Genomic DNA, 18,582 nt, shown 5'->3' on the forward strand with positions numbered 1-18,582 from the left:
ACCTTTACTGCAGCTTCAGAGTGGCATTAGGAAGGAACTGTGTAGCATAGGTGGGAGGCTTTGAAGCGACGGCGCCAGCTGTCGTGGAGCCATAGGTGAAATACCACCCTGTTGTTTTCTGATGTCTAACCCAGATCCATGAAACTGGATCGGGGACCCTCTGTGGCGGGTAGTTTGACTGGGGCGGTCGCCTCCTAAAGAGTAACGGAGGCGCGCGATGGTGGGCTCAGGCCGGTTGGAAACCGGCTGCAAGAGTGCAATGGCATAAGCCCGCCTGACTGCGAGACTGACAAGTCGAGCAGAGACGAAAGTCGGTCATAGTGATCCGGTGGTCCCTCGTGGAAGGGCCATCGCTCAACGGATAAAAGGTACGCCGGGGATAACAGGCTGATAACCCCCAAGAGCTCATATCGACGGGGTTGTTTGGCACCTCGATGTCGGCTCATCACATCCTGGGGCTGGAGCAGGTCCCAAGGGTTTGGCTGTTCGCCAATTAAAGTGGTACGTGAGCTGGGTTCAGAACGTCGCGAGACAGTTTGGTCCCTATCTGCCGTGGGCGTCGAAATTTGAGAGGAGTTGACCCTAGTACGAGAGGACCGGGTTGAACGTACCTCTGGTGTACCTGTCGTCGTGCCAACGGCGCAGCAGGGTAGCTATGTACGGACGGGATAACCGCTGAAAGCATCTAAGCGGGAAGCCTCCCTCGAGATAAGATTTCTCAGAGCGGTCGAAGACCACGACCTTGATAGATCGGATGTGGAAGCGCGGTGACGCGTGAAGCTAACCGATACTAATCGCTCTATTCGCGCCTGAAGAGTCCACACCCCCAACATCAGCGCTGCTGATGCCCCCAACGGGGACAAGGGTGGGATGAATGATCCCAACCAGTGCACGCATCGATTTTAACCCATCTGTCCCTGACCCATGCGCACCGGCTCCATTGCCTGGTGACCATAGCGTCGGTGTCCCACCCGATCCCATCCCGAACTCGGCCGTGAAACCCGACTGCGCCAATGGTACTACTGCTCAAGCAGTGGAAGAGTAGGTCGTCGCCAGGCATTGAAGCCCGTGCGCATGACACGGACAGAAGAACCCATCCACATGTCTCCCCTCCCCCAAGGAGGGGCAAGCCGCTGCCGCCCCCACGCCGCAGCAACAATGTCGCGGGGTGGAGCAGCCCGGTAGCTCGTCAGGCTCATAACCTGAAGGTCACAGGTTCAAATCCTGTCCCCGCAACCACCGCCTTAGAACTACAAACGCCGCCCCTCGGGGCGGCGTTGTCGTTTGTGGCCCAGCCGAGCAGATCGGCTACCCTAGCGACGATCTCCGCTTCAGGGCCTCGCTCGCCCTCCGGGTAGATCGTCACACTCTCGATGAGTGTCGACAGGATCTCGGCCGCTTCACCGCGGACAGCCGCGTCGTCCAGCGTCTCGCGCAGGCGGGCTACCTTCTCCCTGAACAGGCGGCGCAGTTCCGGATGCGGGATAATGGTAGCCATAGGCCGGCTGGTTGCCTGGGCGCTCAGCCTCTGTTCGAGACGTGCTTTCTCCGCTTCCCGGTCGGCGAGGAGCCTCAGCAATGTCGGACTCGCAACCCCGGTGAGCATGTTGGCGGCGAGATTATCGATTTCGCGGGTCACCGTGGCCAGTCGCTCGGTGGATTGCTGATCCCGACTGGCTGCCGTGTTGCTCAGGCGCATCGTCTCGCGGCGAAACTCGTCGGCGAACAGCCGGGCATGCTCCTCGGTCAACAGCTGGTGCTGCAGGACCGTGAGCGTCGCTGTCTCCAGCGGCCCTTTGCGGACCGAGAGGGTGTTTGTGCAGGTTCCGCGCTCCTTCTGCCCGGCGCACCGGTAATAGTCCTTGCCCGAGATGGTATAGTTGGAGCCGCAGGTGCTGCACCGGATAAGACCCGACAGCAGGTGCTTCCTGCGGTGCTGCCGGGCGGGCGAGACCTGCGCCTGACTGCACTGCCGCCGTGCAATCTGCGCCTGCACCGCGCGCCACTGGTCGTCGGCGATGATGCGCAGATCCGGCACCGCGACCTCGACCCACTCGGAGGGGTCACGCAGCCGGTAGCGGCGCTCGCGCCTCTCGCTGTCGGGGTTGCGCCGCCACTGGCGTCTTCCCCAGACCAACCGGCCGACATAGAGCGGATTGTTGAGGATACCCGTCGCCTTTTTCGGGTCGCCGCGGATCGTCGAGGCGTTCCACTGGCCGCCACGCGGGCCGGGGATGCCATCGGCGTTGAGGCGGGTGGCGATCTGGATGGAAGAAGCGCCCGCGGCGAACTCGGCGAAGATGCGCCTGACGATGTCGGCCTGACCCGCGTCGATCTCGAGGAGCCCGCGGATGGGCTCGCCTCGTATGTCCAGCCGCACGACGCGCTTATAGCCATAGGCGCGTCCGCCTGCGAACCGCCCGGCCAGCACCGCCGCTTCCATGCCGCGCACCGTCTTGTCGACCAGGTGCTTCAGGAAGATTGCCCCCAGCAGCCCGGCGACGGCGAACTTGATCTCGTCGACATGGCCCTCCGACACCGTGTGGAGTGCTACCCGGTGGTACATCAGCTTCTTGCCGAGGAACGCGACGTCCTCGGCGTCGCGCGCCAGCCGGTCGAGTGCCTCGCACACGACGATGTCGACCATCCCGGTCTCGACATCGCGGAGCAACTGCTTCAGCCCCGGCCGGTCGCGGCGATAGCCCGACTGTTCTGGGTCGTGATAGGTCGCGATGACCGTACCGCCCAGATAGTCGACCAGCTTCATGCATGCCGCGGTCTGGTCACTGCTCGAGGTGGCGCTCTGCATTGCCGTCGAGTGACGGCCATAGAGCGCGATGCGAGGGGCAGGGCGCATCAGCATGGCTGACGATGCCTCCGCATCCTCACCTGTCCCGAGTCTTGCGGGTCGCTACCTGGTGGTGTTCGGCCGCGGCCTGTCGCGCGAGCAGCCGAACAAGCGCCGTCAGACCCTCGGCAGAGGCCGGGTTGGCGGCTTGTCGGGCATGCGCATGAAGGGGCTGGGCTGCGGGTGTCATCCATGCCGGAATGACGCCTGCTGGCCAGTGCGCACAGGGTAGCTAGAATTTGCTTCACAGCGACCACTCCGGCGGCAACAGCCGCAGCAGCGCGAGGCCGTGCGGTGGCATCGGCGCGGTCAGGCGGCGCTTGACCCGGCGCAGCAGAATGCGTCCGGCCTTGTTGTCCGGGTCGGTGCTCGTATCGCCGACGTGGCGGTCGCAGCCGCTGATAGCCTTCAGCGCATTGGCGGTACGGCGCACCTTCCCGCCGACGCCGGCGGGGAGGGGAGGCACGCGCGGGTAGGCCAGCGGGACGTGGCCGGCGTCGAGCGCCGCGAGTGCCTCGTTGGCCTGGCGGTCGAGGGCGACCAGGTTGATGGCGAGCACGGCTACCGCCTCGGGTACGGACAGGCCGAGCCGTGCGTCGGCGAAGCTCTCGCGACCGAGGCCATCGTCGCGCAGCATTGCCGGGGTGATGGCGGTCAGCGGTGCGAGTGCGGCGCGCATGGCGCGGCTGGCCGTGGCGATGGTGCTGGCCGCCCGTTCGGTAGCGCCGACCTGCTGGTAGATCCGCCGGGCCATTGGCAGCAGTCGTGGGTCATAGGCCAGACCTCCCGATGCCACCGCCTGCCCCAGGGTCTCCCGGACCGAGCTCCTGCCGGGCATGGACAGCAGCCGGTCGATGCTCCGGGCGGGTCTGGCGAGCCGGTCGACGAACAGCGCCCCGCGCTTCGCCCAAAGCGGATCGTCCACATCGAAGCGCGGCCCCATCGGCTCGGTCGCCAGCCGGCGCAGATACTCGGCCAGCATCCGGGCGCGGACGACCCCAGTGAGGATGATCTGGTCGTGCACGACGGCCCGGATGAGGCCTGCCAGCTCCGGCGTCGTACCCGCCACCCGGTAGAGGGCGAGCAGCTCCGCGCGCACCAGCAGCCGCCATCCTTGCGGGCAGGAGCCCCGCAGCGCATGCAGATTGGCGGCATGGCGGGCAAGATCCAGGCCGAGGTCCTTCTGCAGCTGCTCAGGCTCGGCGATGGTGCGGCCGCCGAGCAGCAGCCGGGTCACCCACCGCTCCAGGCTGCCACGCGGGCGATAAGGGCGCGGTACCGTCAGCGGTGCCAGGAGCGTGTCGAGCGCGACGCGGCGCAGGTCGGTCTGCAGACCATCCCATACCAGGCTGGGGGTGAGTTTCGGTGGGGGCGGCAGGATGGGCGGAGGAGCGGGTCTCGGCTCATCGGCATCGCCGGCCAGGACCGAGCGGATATAGCCGACCGCCAGCTCCTCGACCTGCGTTGGCGCAACGCCGGAGTGGAAGACGGCATGCGTTGCCAGGTGCGAAGCGCGCAGTTGGCGCGACCGGGGCGGCGTCGGCAGGACGATGTTCGGCATGGTGCGTACTCAGGTCAGCGGTACGGCTCCCGGCACCGTACAAACCGGACCTCTCGGTCCTTGCTGACCCGCACTCGCAGCGGCGGGGAACGGAAAGGCGGGGTTGCGTGCGCGCCCCGGCGACCTGCGTGCAACCGCTCCGAGCAGCGGCCGATTACCTGTACCCCGTCCGCGCATCTCAACACGAGGCGTTCTCTATATACCCTTCGAGGTGGGGCGCGTCTACCTTGCGATCAATGCCAAGGTTGCGCAGAGCTGGCGTATCACCGTCTTCGAGGTCACCCCGCAGAGCAGGCGGTCGCTCCTGGCTGCAAGAGCAGGCGGGCGTTTGCGGTGATCAGCGGCTGTTGGGTAACGCGCGACGAACTAGGAACCTCACCATGGTCTGACTGGCCAAAAACGTGATGGGTGTGACTAGCGCAAGATTAAGGAAGGCGCTCGCCAAGATTCTTTCAGTGGCGATGTCGTCTGCCTGGCCCACTGCAAGCCAGTAGCCAACTGCGCCGCAGATCAGAAGTGGTAAGGCGAGCGTTCCGGACGCCAACGACAAAGCATCGTTCTTGGTAATAGCGCGGATAACGGCGGTCATCACGCCGGCGGTCAGTACGACACCCGTAGCACTAGCAACGACTATCAGGAGAACGGTCAGCATCCTTTTGTTGTGCACGGGCGGCATGGTCGCCGCAAGTAGGCGTTAACCGCACATCGCCTTCTGCAGTCTCGCAAGCCAATCGAACGGCCACTTCTGGTGGGAGCACGAACCCGCTGCGCGGGAGGGGCGTGCGGGGCGCGGTTGAGGTGATGTAACGGGTGCCGTGCGGCAGTTGAGCGCTGCGGGAGGCAGGCAGAGCATTCAAGCTCCACGAAAGGAGCTCTGCCATGACCACCCTCATTCCAGTCGCCGTCAGCCCGTTACGCCAGCGTCTCATCGACGAGATGGACATACGCCGGTTCGGCCCCGAGACGCAGCGGAACTACATCCGAGACGTCGGGCGGTTCGCGACGTTTTTGAGGCGTCCGCCTGACACGGCAACGGCGGAGGACGTGCGGCGCTTCCAAATCGAGCAGTGTGAACTGGCCGTGCCGGCACCGACCATGAACGCCATCGTGTCGGCCCTGCGGTTCTTCTTCATCCAGACGCTCGACCGGCCGGATCTGGCGCGCAAGCTGGTCCGGATGCGGTACGAGCGCAAGCTGCCGGTGGTGCTGAGCCAGGACGAGGTGGCACGGCTGCTGGAGGCGACCACGTGCCTGAAGCATCAGGCGGCGCTGTCGGTCGCCTATGGTGCGGGTCTGCGCGCGGCTGAGGTCGCCGCCCTCAAGGTGCGCGACATCGACAGCGAGCGCATGCTGCTGCGGGTCGAGCGAGGCAAGGGCGGGCGATATCGCAACGCGATGCTCCCGGTCGGGCTGCTGGCGCTGCTGCGGGAATGGTGGCGGGTCGGCCGGCGGGAGGGCGTGCTGCACGTCGATGGCTGGCTGTTCCCCGGCCAGCACTACCTCAAGCCGCTCAGCACGCGGCAGATCTACCGGGTAGTGGTCGAGGCGGGGCAAGCGGCGGGCATCGGCAAGCGGGTCGGACCCCACACGCTGCGACACTGTTTCGCCACCCATCTGCTTGAGGACGGGATCGACGTCCGCATCATCCAGGCGCTGCTGGGGCATGCCAAGCTGGAGACCACCGCCTATTACACCCAGGTCGCCACCCGGGTGCTGCGCAACGTCACCAGCCCGTTCGACCGGCTCGCCACGGCCGCCAGAGAAGCGAGGACGTCCAGCGGTTGAGCGAGGATGCGCGCCTCCATCGAGGTCGCCGACATCTTCAGCGCTGCCGGTCCTGCATACCGGGCCGCCCATGCGGGACATCTGAGCCTCGACCAGCTCAAGGTCATGTCGGCGATAGAAACCTGCCGCACCGCCGTCATGGGCGGGCACGTTGAGGCCTGCACCGACTGCGGGCACTGGCGGGTCGCCTATAACAGTTGCCGCAACCGGCACTGCCCGCGGTGCCAGGGCGCGGCCGCGCGTACATGGCTGGCCGAGCGCGAGGCCGACCTCCTGCCGGTCGGCTACTTCCACGTCGTCTTCACGCTGCCCGCTGAGGTGGCCGACGTCGCGTTCCAGAACAAGGCGGCGGTGTACGGCTTGCTGTTCCAGACGGCGTGGGAGACGATGACGACCATCGCCGCCGACCCGAAGCATCTCGGCGCCCGCATCGGCATCACCGCGGTGCTGCACACATGGGGCTCGGCGATGACCCACCATCCGCACATTCACATGATCGTGCCGGGCGGCGGAATGTCGCCGGACGGCAAGCGCTGGGTGTCGTCGCGCCCGGCGTTCCTGCTGCCCGTGCGCGTCCTCGGCAAGCTGTTCCGCCGCCTGTTCCTGACGCGGCTGGTGGCGCTGCACGATGCCGGGCGGCTAGCCTTCTATGGCAGCCTCGGCCATCTCATCGACCGCCGCGCCCTCCTGCGGCACCTGGCCCCGGTCCGGAAGAAACGCTGGGTGGTCTATGCCAAACCGCCGTTTGCCGGATCCAGGACGGTGCTCGCCTATCTGTCGCGCTACACGCACCGCGTTGCCATCTCGAACAGCCGCCTCCTGCGCTTCGACCAGACCGGCGTCACCTTCCGTTATAAGGACTATCGCCGGGGTAACGCCGACCGCCAGCAGGTCATGACGCTGGCCGCCGACGAGTTCATCCGCCGCTTCCTGCTCCACGTCCTGCCGAAGGGCTTTCACCGCATCCGCCACTATGGCCTGCTCGCCGGCGCCACCCGCAAGGCGCATCTCGAACGCGCCCGCGAACTGCTCCGCGTCGCACCGCCCGCTGCGCCCGATGCATCTGTTGAACCGGACGACATCAGGCCGCCATGCCCATGCTGCGGCGGCCGCATGGTCGTCGTCGAAACCTTCGAGCGCCAGTGCCAGCCGCGCGCACCACCGGCTCGTGCACCACTATCCGGGATGCAGACGTCGTGACCCGGCACGGCCAGAGGGCAACATACCCCGCAGCGCCGGTGCGTGCGGAGACGATGTCGTTTGCGCTGACCGGCGCCAGAGGGGCAATCACAACAAGGAGAGCCGAGCTACCCGCGCTGGCGAACCCATCACGCCCACCTGAAACCGGCCAGTCCGCATTCAGGCTCGTGCCCGCATCCGCCGTGTTGCTGCGCACCCCAGCAAGCCGGAAACCGAAAACCCCATAGCGCACCGACTGCGGCCCGCGGGTTCGGGCTTCCAAGACTTTCGTACGCCTGCCGGCATGCGAAACTCTTCAGGATAGCTGCCTGTCCGCTTTTGAGCGTTGAGCGGTTGTTTACGACCGTTTGTTCATCCGAGACGATCAAACTTGCCGCTGTTTCGTTAGATGCGAGACGACACGTCCACCCAATGGCATGTGAACTCGCCTGGGCCGAGGATGCGACCGTCTGCAAAGATGAGCTGGTCTAGGGTTGAGCTGAGCAAGCCCGGCTGCGATGTTGCGGCATTAAAAGCGCGTCAGCGGAGAGGAAGATGCCCGATCCTGCCCAGGACCAAGGTCAACAACGCCCCGCGAGCGTGTTCATCCGCGAAGTACTGTACGAAAACCGTAGTCCAGCATGACTGTCCCCCACTTCGAGCGCGAGTTTGGCCGGTTCAGCGAGATCGTCTACCGACGGTTCAACGACGGGCCGTTCACCAGCTTCCGCAGCGGAGCGGCCAAGGGGTGGGAAGGCTACAAGCCGCTACTGCGGGAGAGCGCGCTCGCCACCCTCGGGCCGCAGTCGTGGACCGAAGCGGACGTGGGCACCGGGGCGATCCTGGAGCGCGCGATCCATGCCGTCGAGATCCCGGGCAACGACCAGACCCGCAACAACCTTGTCTCCTGGGAGGGACGCTACGGGCCCGGAAGCGCAGGGCACGCCACACTGCTGGCGGCTCGGAACGATCCCGCGCGGCGACGCGCCCTCGAGCGCTGGATGATGGACGCGTTCCGCGGGGAGCACGACCATGGCCAGCTGTTCGAGAGGCTGCGGGGCCTCGCGGGTGACGGCTACCCGCTCGCAGCGTACCTCTTTTTCCTGGTGGACGTCGACCGCTTCGCGCCGATCGCGCCGCGCACGTTTGACGAGGCGTTCCGCCGCCTCGGGATCGGCCTCGGGACCAGCGGACGCTGCTCGTGGGACAACTACGCCGCGTTCAACGACGCACTCGACGACGTGCGAGAGCGACTGGCGTCCAAGCCGGGACTCGCCGACGCGCGTCACATCGACGCGCACTCGTTCTGCTGGATGCTGGTGCGGATGGAGGACGAGCGGCCAGGCGGCGAGAAGGCGCCTGGGGCCGTACGATACGCGAGCGCGAAGCGGCGCTCGATCGTGGACATGGCGGTCAACGCCGCCTCGGCCGCGGCGCAGTCGGGCCGGCAGTCCACGACGACGCGCAAGGATAAGGAGATGCACCATCACCAGCGCGAGCTGGAGGCAATCATCGAGCGGCTCATCGCCGAGCAGGACGGCATCTGCGCACTCACCTCGCTGCCGCTCCAATGGCACGGCGAGTCCGAGGATCCGGCAATGCTGGCGTCGCTCGACAGGATCGACAGCGCCGGCCACTACTCGGACGGCAACCTCCAGGTCGTGTGCCGGTTCGCCAACATGTGGAAGGGTGCGGCACCCGACGGCGAGTTCCGGCGACTCCTCGATACGGTGCGTTCAACGGTCGGGTAGCTCGCGCCACCGCGTTCGCTACGCCCGGGCCGACGGGAGGATCCTACACTCGTGTCAGCGGCTCGATAAGGAGCCGTTCCGGAAAGCGTTCGCGCGAGCCGCGCGATTCGTGAGGTATGTCCGATAGCCGGCGAGCAGCGGCAGCGACGCCGCGTCCGCCTGCAACACTAAGCGGTCGATCTCATCGATGGCGGCGCCGATCGTCAGGGGACCCCCTTCTACGCGATCCAGCAGACGGTCCGCCAGAGCCCAGTCGGCGCGGGCGAGCTGATCCCCGGAGAGCGCCGCGCGGTTTTCGGAGTAGATGAGTCGCTCCGCCAGCGACCGGAGTCTTGGGTCCCGGAGCCGGGAGGCGATCCCCGCCCGCTCCGCCCACGTAGCGTCATGAAATTCCTCGCAGACGTAGAGGTCGTCGTCGTTCACGAAACCGCCCGAATAGAGACACGCCTCCGGGAGCGGGGACACCTCCGGAATCCCCCAACTTGCCGTGTAGATGGTGACCAGACGAGAACAGACGTCCGTGGCCGCCCGGTAGCGTCGTGCGCGGTCACGCAACCTCGCCTCATCGAGGCCCGGCATCAGGTCGTCAGCCTCCTCGAGCGGGGTGAGTGTCGGGGCGCCGTTGACCCTCACGCGTCTGACCGGTGTTCCCTTGCGGGCGACCTCGGCGTGAACCTGGCCATCTGACATCAGGCGCCAATCGTCAGGATCGCGCTCGAGGTCTATGCAGAAGCGACCGTTCCGGTCGCCCGGGATCTGCCCGATGCAGACCACCGCCCGGTGAAAAGCCTCCGCTCCGAAGAACTCGGTGAGGACGAAACCCTCCTGCTCGTCGACCATCTCCGCCACGGCGACCCTGTTCGAGAGACGGACAAACCGTTCCCACGCCGCGGGCGAGCGCTCCCTGACCAACCGGCACAGGTCCAGCGTGCCTGCGACGTCGGACATCGCGTCATGGGCGCCGCCCGTCCCAAGGCCGTTGGCCACCAGCAGCGACGCGAGCCTGAAGTCACGGCGACCATCCGGCTTCAGCGGAACGACAATGCATCCAGGCGAGAGCGCGCAGGCCGCCTGGACCAAGCCATAGGCATCGGCGCGTCCGCACCCGTTGCCGCTAGTCAGATACGGAGGGAATAATGTCTGGAACAGGGCGTTGCGCAGCATGTGCTCGTCGAAGCGAATCGAGTTGAAGCCCGCGAAGATCGCAGGCGACCACGCCAGCAGTCTGGCCCGCAGCTCCGATACCATCGCCGCGTGGGTCATCAGGGCACGGTCGACCAACCGTTCGATCGGCAGCCGGTTGGTGAGCATGGCGGCGGGATGCGGAACGACGTGGGGCTGCAGTCGCGACCTCAGCTCGAAACTATCGATCACCTTGAGCTCATGGTCGGCGTGAATCGCGGCGAAGTGCAGAATCTGGTCGAATGCCGGTGAGAGGCCGGTGGTCTCTGTGTCGAAGAAGACGTAGCCCACCCCGACGCCGCTACCAGGAGTAGCTGAGCCGGTTGCGCATCGCCGACGCGCTAACCCTGAACCTTCGGGCGAGCGCCTCGACGGCCTCGTCGTCGTCCAGGTCAAGCCCGGCGTCGCCCACCGCCTCGGCCAGGAACGTTTCAGGCATCAGGAGCTCGGAGGCGAACGCGTTGGCCTCCACCTCCAAGGGATCGATCCCCTCCGCCGAGACCTTGTCCCGGTGCAGCACGCGGAATCCGCGATCGACGTGCACGGCCTCGGTGATCTCGCGGACGTGCAAAACGTGGTGCGCGAACTCGTGCGCTACCGAGAACCGCTGGCGGTTGGGATGGTGCAGCGCGTTGACGCCGATGATCTTCAGGCCGTCCTTGATGTAGGCCATACCGGAAAGCTCGTCCCCGAGGGGCGCGAACTGGAGGGTGATACCTCTCGACTTGACGAGCCGCTCGACCGGGACAGGTGCCGACCGCACTCCCGCATCAGAGAGAAGCTGTAACGCGGCCTGCCTCGCCCCCGCCGTGTCGGGCTTTCTCACGAGCGGATTTCCGCGTCGTCCGTGCGGACGAAGCGCCCGATGAGCTCCAGGACGTCGGCGGCTTCACGATCCGAGATCGCCCCTCGCGTGACCCTCACCTCAACCTCCCTACGTTGCGCGGGAGGCCGGGCAGGCAGGAGGTCACCGACGTGACGGAAGCGAAGTGCCTGGGCGAGGTCGTAGACGTGATGCAGCAACACGTTCTGACGACCCTTCTCAATGCTCGCGATGGACGCCCGCGACAGACCAGTGAGGCCCGAAAGTTCGGCTTGGGTCATCTTCAACTCTTCGCGCCGCTTGGCCACGGCAGCGCCGAAGGCAGCGTTGATGGGATTTGGCTGAACCACGTTACCCGTTTGTTCCAGACACGCGCCTTTGTCAACGTCACACACACAATGTGATCATCAGTAACACTGTATTGTGACTATTGACATCATTCGTCGTCGTCGGCATATCGTGGCTGTGCCGAGAATCGACTCGGCGGAAAGGTCGAGGAGAAGGCCATGTCGAAGAGGATCCATGTCGTACCGCACGGAGATGGCTGGGCGACCAGGCGTGAGGGCGCGAGCCGCGTCGGCTCGACGCACCCCACGCAGTCGTGTGCCAACGACGCCGCCCGCAGCACCGCGATCCGCGAGCGCGGCGAGGTGATCATCCACCGCCCGGACGGCCGCATCCGGAACTCGAACTCTTACGGCAACGACCCCTTCCCGCCGAAGGGCTGATCAACCGCCGCGCGGCGCCCGCCGCCGCCCGGCCAACGGAGAACCGGAATGACCGACAAGGCCGAGGACAAGAAGGACAAGGGGCCGAAGCCGGTCACCATCGTCGTCAACGGGACCGAATACGACGTCCCTAAGGAAAGCATCTCCTACGAGGAGCTGCTGGAGCTGATCGGCGCGCCGACGCTGCCCGAGGGCCAGCGCTACTCGGTGCAGTACAGCAAGGGGCAGGGGAAGAAGCCGACCGGCACGCTCATCGAGGGCGAGACCGTGCAGGCGAAGAAGGGGATGGAGTTCGATGTCACACCGGCTAATCGCTCATAGCCCCGACCTGCGGGCGCTCCGCGACGACGGCCTCCATCTCGAGGTCCGCGGCGGACACCTGGTCGTGAGGGACGTGCCCTACGTCACCGCCAGCCGCCAGGTGCGCACCGACGGCGTGCTGATCTCGACGCTCGACACCCAGGTGGTCGACGGGGTCGAGGTTAGCGCTAGGCCGGTGCAGCACCAGGTCCATTGGATCGGCGAGCACCCCTGCCACGCGGACGGATCCAAGATCCGGAGCTTCGAGCACCCGGGCACCTCCCAGGACCTCGGGCAGGGTCTCGTCACCAACCACCTGTTCTCCGCCAAGGCCGACTACCGCGACTACGGGCACAAGATGCGCGCATACCTCGGCTGGATTGTGGGCGAGGCGCAGAAGCTCGATCCCAATGCGACGGCCGAGACCCACCCGGTCTACGCGACCGACGAGCACGACGACGACCCGTTCCACTACATCGACACCGCGTCGAGCCGGGTCGGGATCGGCGGAGACAACGACAAGCTCCAGGCGGAGCGGCTGGGCATCATCGGCCTCGGCGGCACCGGGTCCTACGTCCTCGACCTCGTGGTCAAGACGCACGTCGCGGAGATCCGGGCGTTCGACGCCGACGGCTTCGACACCCACAACGCCTTCCGCGCACCCGGCGCTTGGTCGCTGCAGGAGCTGCAGACCAAGCGTTCGAAGGTCCAGACGTACGCCGATCTTTACGGCAAGCTGCGGCGCCACGGCCTCTCCATGCACGAGACCAAGGTCACCTCGGCCAACCTCGAACTCCTCGAGGGTCTAACGTTCGTGTTCCTCTGTCTGGACGAGGGGCGAGAGAAGCGCGCGATCATCGACTGGCTGAAAGAACGCAGTATCCCGTTCACCGACGTCGGCATGGGGGTCACGCGCGGACCGCAGGGCCTGCAGGGGATCGTCCGGGTCGTCACGGGGGCGCCGGGCCACTACGCCGACGCGGAGCCGCACCTGTCGTGCGGCGACGCCGACGAAGCGGAGAACATCTACGCCACGAACATCCAGATCGCCGAACTCAACGCCCTGAACGCTGCCATGGCGGTCATTCGCTGGAAGCGGCTGCTCGGCTTCTACCGCGACGCCGGACGCGAGCATTACTCGGGATACCAGATCGCGACCGGTGAGATGGTGGTCGAGGCTGCGGAGGCGGCGTGACGCGGCGCCGCACCATCGCGCACCGGCGCGTCGAGTTCATCCCGAAGGAGCTGGAGGAGGGCGTCCTCTACGTGTCGGAACGCTTCCGCACGGCGTCGCACCTCTGCTGCTGCGGATGCGGCGGCCGCGTGGTGACGCCGCTCAACGCGGCCAAGTGGCGCCTGACCGACCATGGCGACAGCGTCACACTCTCCCCTTCCGTCGGGCTCGGCACCTTCGCCTGCCGCTCGCACTACTGGATCAAGCGCGGCGTCGTCGAATGGTGCCCGGACATGACGCCCGCCCAGACGCAGCGCGCGCGACGGCTCGACGAACGCGCTAGCCGGCTGCACGCCGGCGAGCGCATCACCGCGCTCGGTAGATGGTGGACACGGCTGCTGTCTTGGCTGGGGCTGACCGACAGGTAGCCGCGCGTTCAGGACGCTTAGACCGCGCCGGGAGATCGGCTACACCATCGCCAGACGTGCGCCGCACGGGGGAGGAACAGTGCCCGACTTCAAGTTCATCCATGCAGCGGACCTGCACCTCGACAGTCCGCTGCTGGGCCTGGCCGGCAAGTCGGCGGACTTCGCCTCACGTATCGAGGCGGCCTCTCGCGAGGCGTTCGACAACCTCGTCGAGCTTGCGATCGCGGAGGGCTGCCGCTTCGTGCTGCTGGCCGGAGACATATTCGACGGCGACCTGCGCAACTTCCAAACCGGCCTCTACTTCGTCGAGGGCATGCGGCGCCTCGGCGATGCCGGTATCGACGTCCTGATGATCCTCGGCAACCATGACTCGCAGAACCGGTTCGCCGACAAGCTGTCGATGACGCAGAACGTGCACGTGTTCCCCAAGGCGGCCGCCACCTCGCGGTCGCTGGACGACGTTGCGGTCACGGTACACGGGCGCAGCTACCCCCGCTGGGACCTTTCCGAGGACATAGCGCGCGACTACCCGCCAGCCACCGCCGGGACGCTGAACATCGGCGTGCTGCACACCGCCTGCGCCGGATCGGAAGGGGACCACGCGCGGTATGCGCCGTGCACGCCCGAGCAGCTCGCCAATCACGGGTACGACTATTGGGCGCTCGGCCACGTCCACGAGCGCGCGATCCTGTCCGAGCACCCCCACATCGTCTATCCAGGCAATCTCCAGGGCAGGCATGCGCGCGAGACCGGGCCCAAAGGGGCGATGCTGGTCGCGGTGGAGGACGGCCGCATCGCGACGGTCGAGCACCGCGCGCTCGACGTGGTGCGCTGGCACGCGGCCTCATTCGACGCCTGCGCGCACGACGACCAGACGGAGATGCTCACGGCGCTCCGCGACGACCTCGCGCAGGTGGCGGACACCGCCGACGGCCGCCCAGTCGCGCTGCGCCTCACGATCCGCGGGGCAACCCCGCTCCATCCCCACCTGACGCTGAACCGGGCCGCGCTGCGCGAGGACATCGAGACCCTCCTCGCCACTCTCTCCGGGGACCATTGGCTGGAGAAGCTAGTGCTCGCGACGACCCTGCCGCCGGCCGCGGACACCTTCGACCCCAGCATCGGGGGGCGGCTTGCGGCCGAGATCGACAGGCTGGTGGGCGAAGGGGTCGAGGGAACCCTGGAGGCGCGGCTCGCTGAGATCCGCGCCAAGCTGCCGGCCGGCGCGCACGCGGACGCCTTCATCGAGCAGATGCGCTCCGACATCCCGACCCGCGCCGCCGAGCTGGCGCGGTCGCTGGTCAGCGAGGTGGGCCATGCGGCTGACTGAGCTCAGGATCGACAACTACGGCGGATACGCCGCCCGCAGCCTCGCCATTCCCGAAGGAGCGGGGCTGTCGGTGATCTACGGACCCAACGAGGCCGGCAAGAGCACCTGCCTGGAGGCGATCAGCGACTTCCTCTTCTCGATTCCCCCAAACACCGCCCGGGGCAGCCTCTTCGGCTACGACGGAATGCGGATCAGCGCCTCAATGCGCATGGCGGACGACCGGCTGATCTCCCTGAAACGCCGCAAGGGCAGAGGCAGGACGCTCTCGGACGCCGACGGAACGGCTTTGGACGAGGCGGCGCTCGCGCCAGTCTTGGGTGCGATCACGCGCGACCGGTTCGGGACGCTGTTCGGCCTGAACCACGACACCCTGCGCGCGGGCGGCGAGCGGCTCCTGCAGGCCGACGGCGACATCGGCCGTCTCATCGTCGAGGCTGGCGGTGGGCTGCGCACCCTCCTCGCGCGACTCGACGCTATCGACGACGAGGCCGGTCGCCTCTTCGACGGCCGCCGCTCGTCGGCACGGGCGTTCTACCAGCACCTCGACGCGTTCGACGCGGCGGACCGGGCGGTCCGCGAGGGCCAGTTCACGCGCGAGACCTTTGAGCAATCCCGCAAGCAGGCCGATGTCGCAACGGCAAAGCTGAAGGGCCTGCGCGACGAGAGGCTGACGCTCGCGGCGCGCATCGCCCGCACCGACAGGACCATCCGCGTCGCACCGCGCCTGCGCGAACTTGACGAACAGACGAGCTCCCTCGACGCGTTCGCCGACGTCGCCGACCTGCCCCCCGACTTCGCCGCGCGGGTGCGTGCAGCAGCAACCGCGCTGACCGTTGCGGAAGGCGGGCTCCAGTCCGCCACCGACCGGCGCGACCGCCTGCAGGTGCGCATCGACGGGCTCGCTGTCTCGCCCGAGCTGTCCGCGGCGGAGACCAGGATCCGCGACGCGGCCGAGCTCTCGATCCATGTCTCGAAGGCCCGGGGGGATCGGCCGAACAGGCAGATCGAGATCGACCAGGGGGAGGGGCAGCTCGTCGCCCTGCGCAGGATGCTCGGCATCCCGACTGACGCCGACCTCGCCGGCATCCTTCCCGCGAGGGATGCGATCGACAACGTCCGGGCGCTGCTGACCGCAGCGAACGAACGCCGACCGGCCCACTCCGCCGCGCGCACGCGAGCGGCTGAACTTGCCGACACGATCGAGACGACGCAAGCGCGCCTCACGGAGCTCGAGGGTGGCGGCTTCCACAGAGCCCTGGAGACCACGTCCTCGCAGTTCAGCGGGGCCGCGGCGCAGCAGGCGGGCGTCGACGCGCGCCGCAGGAGCCTCGACGGCGATCTCCGCAGGATCGCGGAGGGCGCGACCGCCCTCGGGTTCGCCACGATGGACGCGCTGGAGGCGCTCGCCTGCCCCACGCCCAACCTCGTGCGCGCCGAACAGGCCGCCCGGGACGCGCTCGAGAACCAGCGCGTCGAACAGGAGAGGCTAAAGCGACAGGCCGCGCGCGACCTCGCGACAGGTCAGACCGACATCGAGGCGCTGGAAGCGTCGGGCACCGTCGCGAGCGACGAGGCCGTGCGCGAGGCGCGGGCGTCGCGGACCCTCCACTGGTCTCCCATCCGAGCCGCCTTCGTGGCGGGAACGGCGCCGGGGACCGAGCCGGACAGGATCCGGTCAGCGGAGGCCTACGAGGCGACGCTCGCCGGAGCCGACGGGCTGGCCGACCGCAGGGCCGACGAGGCGGAGCGTGCCGCCTCCCTCGTCCAGGCCCGACGACGGATCACGGAGGCGACGCGCACGCTGCACGCCGCCGAGGAGGAGCTGGCTACCCTGTCGCTCGCCCTGGAGAACAGGGTCGCCACGTTCCGTGAGGCCTTTCCCGACGCGGACGCGTGCCATCCTACACTTGCGGCGCTGCTCGCGTTCGCCGAGCGGCGTACACAGCTTATGGAGCAGACGGCGACGGCCCGATCGCAGGACGCCGCCCTGGCACGGGACGCCGCCCTGCTGGAGCCGACCGTCGAGCTAGCCGGCGCGGCGGAGCGCCGGCTCGGCATCGAGCCCGCGCCGGCGTTCGCGACAAGGATGCAGGCTCTTGTAGCGGCACACGGTCGGCACGAACTGCTCCACGCCGAGCACCAGCGAAACGTCGGCGAACTGAAGGCGCTGAGGTCGCACGCTGCGAACATCCAGACCGCACTCGACCGCATGGACGCCGAGGAGGCCGCGTTCGAGACCCAGTGGGCTCCCGCGCTCGTCCTCCTGGGGTCGACAGGTCCGGTCAGCCTAGTGCAGGCGGACGAGCTGCTCGGCGAGTGGGCGAGCGCCCGCGGCGTCCTGTCGGCGATCGCCCAGACACGCCAGCGCGTCCGCCGCATGGACGAGGACGAGGCCCGCCTCGCCGCCAACGTGGCGGCGCTTCTCAGCGAGCTCGGCATCGAGGCGGGCGTGGACTGCGTCGCGGGGGCGCAGCTGCTGAAGGCCAGGTGGGACGCCAACGCGACGCTCAGGACGCAACGCGACGGACTCCTTCCGGATGTCGAGGAAGCGAAGCTCGCGGTCGAGCAGGCTGCCGCGGCGGTCGAGCGCGCGGTCGCCGGTCGCACCGCCCTGGCCCATCTGGCGGCCTGTCCGGACACAGGAGATGAGCTTTCGGGCAAGGCCACACGCCACGATGAGCGCAACGCCCTGGTGGTCGAGATGGCCCGGGTCGGACGGAGCCTCGCCGACCTTGGCGGCGGCGTCAGCGTCGAGGCGCTGCGCGCGGAGTGGGGAGATGCCGACCTGGACGACCTGCGGGCCACGCTGACGGAGGACCGTTCCCGGGCAGCAGCGCTGGAGACCGAGGTCGAGGAGGCAGTGCTCGCGGAGAAGAAGGCCCGCGACACGCTCGCCGGCTTCGTCGCCGAGAGTGGAGTCGCCGGCGCGGTCGTGAGGCGAGAGGGCGCCGCCACCCAGATGCACCAGGCGCTGGAGCGATATCTAGAGCTGAAGATGGCGCGAGACCTCGTCACGGCGGCGATGGCGACGATCCGCGCCGAGCAGCAGGATCCCCTCATCCGGCGCGCCAGCGCACTCTTCGCGGGCTCGACGCGCGGCGAGTTCCTCGGCGTGGAAACAGATATCGACGATAGGGGCAACCCGGTTGTCGTTGGGCGTCGGGCCGGCGGCGGCACCGCGTCGGTCGGCACGATGAGCGACGGCACCCGGGACCAGCTCTTCCTGGCGTTCCGCCTGGCCAGTCTCGAGAACTACGGCGGTGCGACCGAACCGCTGCCCTTCATCGCAGACGACGTCCTCGTCCACTTCGATGACGACCGCAGCGCCGCGACCCTCGAGCTGCTCGCCGAGTTCGGCCGGCGCAACCAGGTGCTGCTGTTCACGCACCACCGGAGCGTGCGCGATCTCGCAGCGCCGCTGGCGGCGCGGGGTCTAGCGAACATCGTGTCGTTCGAGGCGGCAGGAACGGCGGTGGCTGAGGGCTAGGCCGCC

At 67.5% G+C, this 18,582-nt stretch carries 15 protein-coding genes, 1 tRNA gene and 2 rRNA genes (1 of these 18 running past the window's edge); 12 read left to right on the top strand and 6 right to left on the bottom strand.

Going from position 1 to position 18,582, the window contains the following annotated elements; genetic code table 11:
• The 3 genes from ABC319_RS12195 to ABC319_RS12205 all read left to right on the top strand — a co-directional run.
• A 23S ribosomal RNA gene (locus tag ABC319_RS12195) occupies nt 1–814 on the top strand (it extends 2,011 nt beyond the left edge of the window).
• A gap of 129 nt (nt 815–943) precedes the next feature.
• Nucleotides 944–1,058 (top strand): 5S ribosomal RNA (rrf, locus tag ABC319_RS12200).
• A gap of 104 nt (nt 1,059–1,162) precedes the next feature.
• Nucleotides 1,163–1,239, top strand: a tRNA-Met gene (locus ABC319_RS12205).
• Here the strand turns inward: ABC319_RS12205 and ABC319_RS12210 are convergent.
• From ABC319_RS12210 to ABC319_RS12220, 3 genes are all read right to left on the bottom strand, one after another.
• On the bottom strand, nt 1,196–2,863 hold the full coding sequence (locus tag ABC319_RS12210) for a recombinase family protein (protein WP_413071687.1): 1,668 nt from the start codon (nt 2,861–2,863) through the stop codon (nt 1,196–1,198). The genes ABC319_RS12205 and ABC319_RS12210 overlap by 44 nt on opposite strands.
• A 229-nt stretch (nt 2,864–3,092) precedes the next feature.
• Entirely contained in the window at nt 3,093–4,409 is a 1,317-nt protein-coding gene (locus tag ABC319_RS12215; protein WP_413070488.1) for a hypothetical protein, read from the bottom strand.
• Nucleotides 4,410–4,746: 337 nt separating this feature from the next.
• A complete protein-coding gene (locus tag ABC319_RS12220) occupies nt 4,747–5,061 on the bottom strand; it encodes a hypothetical protein (protein WP_413070489.1) in 315 nt (104 codons plus the stop codon).
• A gap of 227 nt (nt 5,062–5,288) precedes the next feature.
• On the opposite strand from ABC319_RS12220, the gene ABC319_RS12225 reads away from it, so the two are divergent.
• From ABC319_RS12225 to ABC319_RS12235, 3 genes are all read left to right on the top strand, one after another.
• Nucleotides 5,289–6,194, top strand: a complete 906-nt coding sequence (locus ABC319_RS12225; RefSeq protein ID WP_413070490.1) for a tyrosine-type recombinase/integrase — start codon at nt 5,289–5,291, stop codon at nt 6,192–6,194.
• A gap of 6 nt (nt 6,195–6,200) precedes the next feature.
• Entirely contained in the window at nt 6,201–7,394 is a 1,194-nt protein-coding gene (locus tag ABC319_RS12230; protein ID WP_413070491.1) for an IS91 family transposase, read from the top strand.
• A gap of 620 nt (nt 7,395–8,014) precedes the next feature.
• Nucleotides 8,015–9,124, top strand: a complete 1,110-nt coding sequence (locus ABC319_RS12235; RefSeq protein WP_413070492.1) for a hypothetical protein — start codon at nt 8,015–8,017, stop codon at nt 9,122–9,124.
• A 54-nt stretch (nt 9,125–9,178) separates the two neighbouring features.
• Here the strand turns inward: ABC319_RS12235 and ABC319_RS12240 are convergent, their stop codons facing one another.
• From ABC319_RS12240 to ABC319_RS12250, 3 genes are read right to left on the bottom strand one after another with little or no spacing between them, the layout of a single operon-like run.
• Nucleotides 9,179–10,597 (bottom strand): exonuclease domain-containing protein, encoded by a 1,419-nt coding sequence (locus ABC319_RS12240; RefSeq protein ID WP_413070493.1) that lies wholly within the window; start codon nt 10,595–10,597, stop codon nt 9,179–9,181.
• Between the two features lie 10 nt (nt 10,598–10,607).
• Nucleotides 10,608–11,132 (bottom strand): ImmA/IrrE family metallo-endopeptidase, encoded by a 525-nt coding sequence (locus ABC319_RS12245; protein ID WP_413070494.1) that lies wholly within the window; start codon nt 11,130–11,132, stop codon nt 10,608–10,610.
• Entirely contained in the window at nt 11,129–11,524 is a 396-nt protein-coding gene (locus tag ABC319_RS12250) for a helix-turn-helix transcriptional regulator (RefSeq protein ID WP_413070495.1), read from the bottom strand. Before ABC319_RS12250 ends, ABC319_RS12245 begins: the two co-directional genes overlap by 4 nt.
• Before the next feature lie 111 nt (nt 11,525–11,635).
• Between ABC319_RS12250 and ABC319_RS12255 the strand changes: the two genes are divergently transcribed.
• The 6 genes from ABC319_RS12255 (at nt 11,636) to ABC319_RS12280 (ending at nt 18,576) form a co-directional block, all read left to right on the top strand.
• The gene (locus ABC319_RS12255; protein WP_413070496.1) at nt 11,636–11,857 is read left to right on the top strand and encodes a DUF2188 domain-containing protein; all 222 of its coding nucleotides are present in this window, start codon (nt 11,636–11,638) and stop codon (nt 11,855–11,857) included.
• Between the two features lie 48 nt (nt 11,858–11,905).
• On the top strand, nt 11,906–12,178 hold the full coding sequence (locus tag ABC319_RS12260) for a multiubiquitin domain-containing protein (protein WP_413070497.1): 273 nt from the start codon (nt 11,906–11,908) through the stop codon (nt 12,176–12,178).
• Nucleotides 12,153–13,352, top strand: coding sequence for a ThiF family adenylyltransferase (locus tag ABC319_RS12265; RefSeq protein ID WP_413070498.1), 1,200 nt, complete (start codon nt 12,153–12,155; stop codon nt 13,350–13,352). Before ABC319_RS12260 ends, ABC319_RS12265 begins: the two co-directional genes overlap by 26 nt.
• Nucleotides 13,349–13,759 carry a ubiquitination-like system serine protease family protein gene (locus ABC319_RS12270; RefSeq protein WP_413070499.1) on the top strand — a complete coding sequence of 137 codons (411 nt, stop codon included), beginning with the start codon at nt 13,349–13,351 and terminating at the stop codon, nt 13,757–13,759. The genes ABC319_RS12265 and ABC319_RS12270 overlap by 4 nt, the downstream gene beginning before the upstream one ends.
• A 79-nt stretch (nt 13,760–13,838) precedes the next feature.
• Nucleotides 13,839–15,089 carry a metallophosphoesterase family protein gene (locus tag ABC319_RS12275; RefSeq protein ID WP_413070500.1) on the top strand — a complete coding sequence of 417 codons (1,251 nt, stop codon included), beginning with the start codon at nt 13,839–13,841 and terminating at the stop codon, nt 15,087–15,089.
• A complete protein-coding gene (locus tag ABC319_RS12280; protein WP_413070501.1) occupies nt 15,076–18,576 on the top strand; it encodes an AAA family ATPase in 3,501 nt (1,166 codons plus the stop codon). The genes ABC319_RS12275 and ABC319_RS12280 overlap by 14 nt, the downstream gene beginning before the upstream one ends.
• Nucleotides 18,577–18,582 lie beyond the last annotated feature (6 nt).

Source organism: Sphingomonas phoenicis (assembly GCF_047238005.1).
Classification (GTDB): Bacteria; Pseudomonadota; Alphaproteobacteria; order Sphingomonadales; family Sphingomonadaceae; genus Sphingomonas.

Excerpts from the sequence above, each read along its gene's own strand:
- ABC319_RS12220 (WP_413070489.1), bottom strand. The coding sequence starts at position 5,061 with ATGCTGACCGTTCTCCTGATAGTCGTTGCTAGTGCTACGGGTGTCGTA.
- ABC319_RS12235 (WP_413070492.1), top strand. The coding sequence starts at position 8,015 with ATGACTGTCCCCCACTTCGAGCGCGAGTTTGGCCGGTTCAGCGAGATC.
- ABC319_RS12265 (WP_413070498.1), top strand. The coding sequence starts at position 12,153 with ATGTCACACCGGCTAATCGCTCATAGCCCCGACCTGCGGGCGCTCCGC.
- ABC319_RS12210 (WP_413071687.1), bottom strand. The coding sequence starts at position 2,863 with ATGCTGATGCGCCCTGCCCCTCGCATCGCGCTCTATGGCCGTCACTCG.
- ABC319_RS12225 (WP_413070490.1), top strand. The coding sequence starts at position 5,289 with ATGACCACCCTCATTCCAGTCGCCGTCAGCCCGTTACGCCAGCGTCTC.
- ABC319_RS12280 (WP_413070501.1), top strand. The coding sequence starts at position 15,076 with ATGCGGCTGACTGAGCTCAGGATCGACAACTACGGCGGATACGCCGCC.
- ABC319_RS12215 (WP_413070488.1), bottom strand. The coding sequence starts at position 4,409 with ATGCCGAACATCGTCCTGCCGACGCCGCCCCGGTCGCGCCAACTGCGC.
- ABC319_RS12260 (WP_413070497.1), top strand. The coding sequence starts at position 11,906 with ATGACCGACAAGGCCGAGGACAAGAAGGACAAGGGGCCGAAGCCGGTC.
- ABC319_RS12255 (WP_413070496.1), top strand. The coding sequence starts at position 11,636 with ATGTCGAAGAGGATCCATGTCGTACCGCACGGAGATGGCTGGGCGACC.
- ABC319_RS12230 (WP_413070491.1), top strand. The coding sequence starts at position 6,201 with ATGCGCGCCTCCATCGAGGTCGCCGACATCTTCAGCGCTGCCGGTCCT.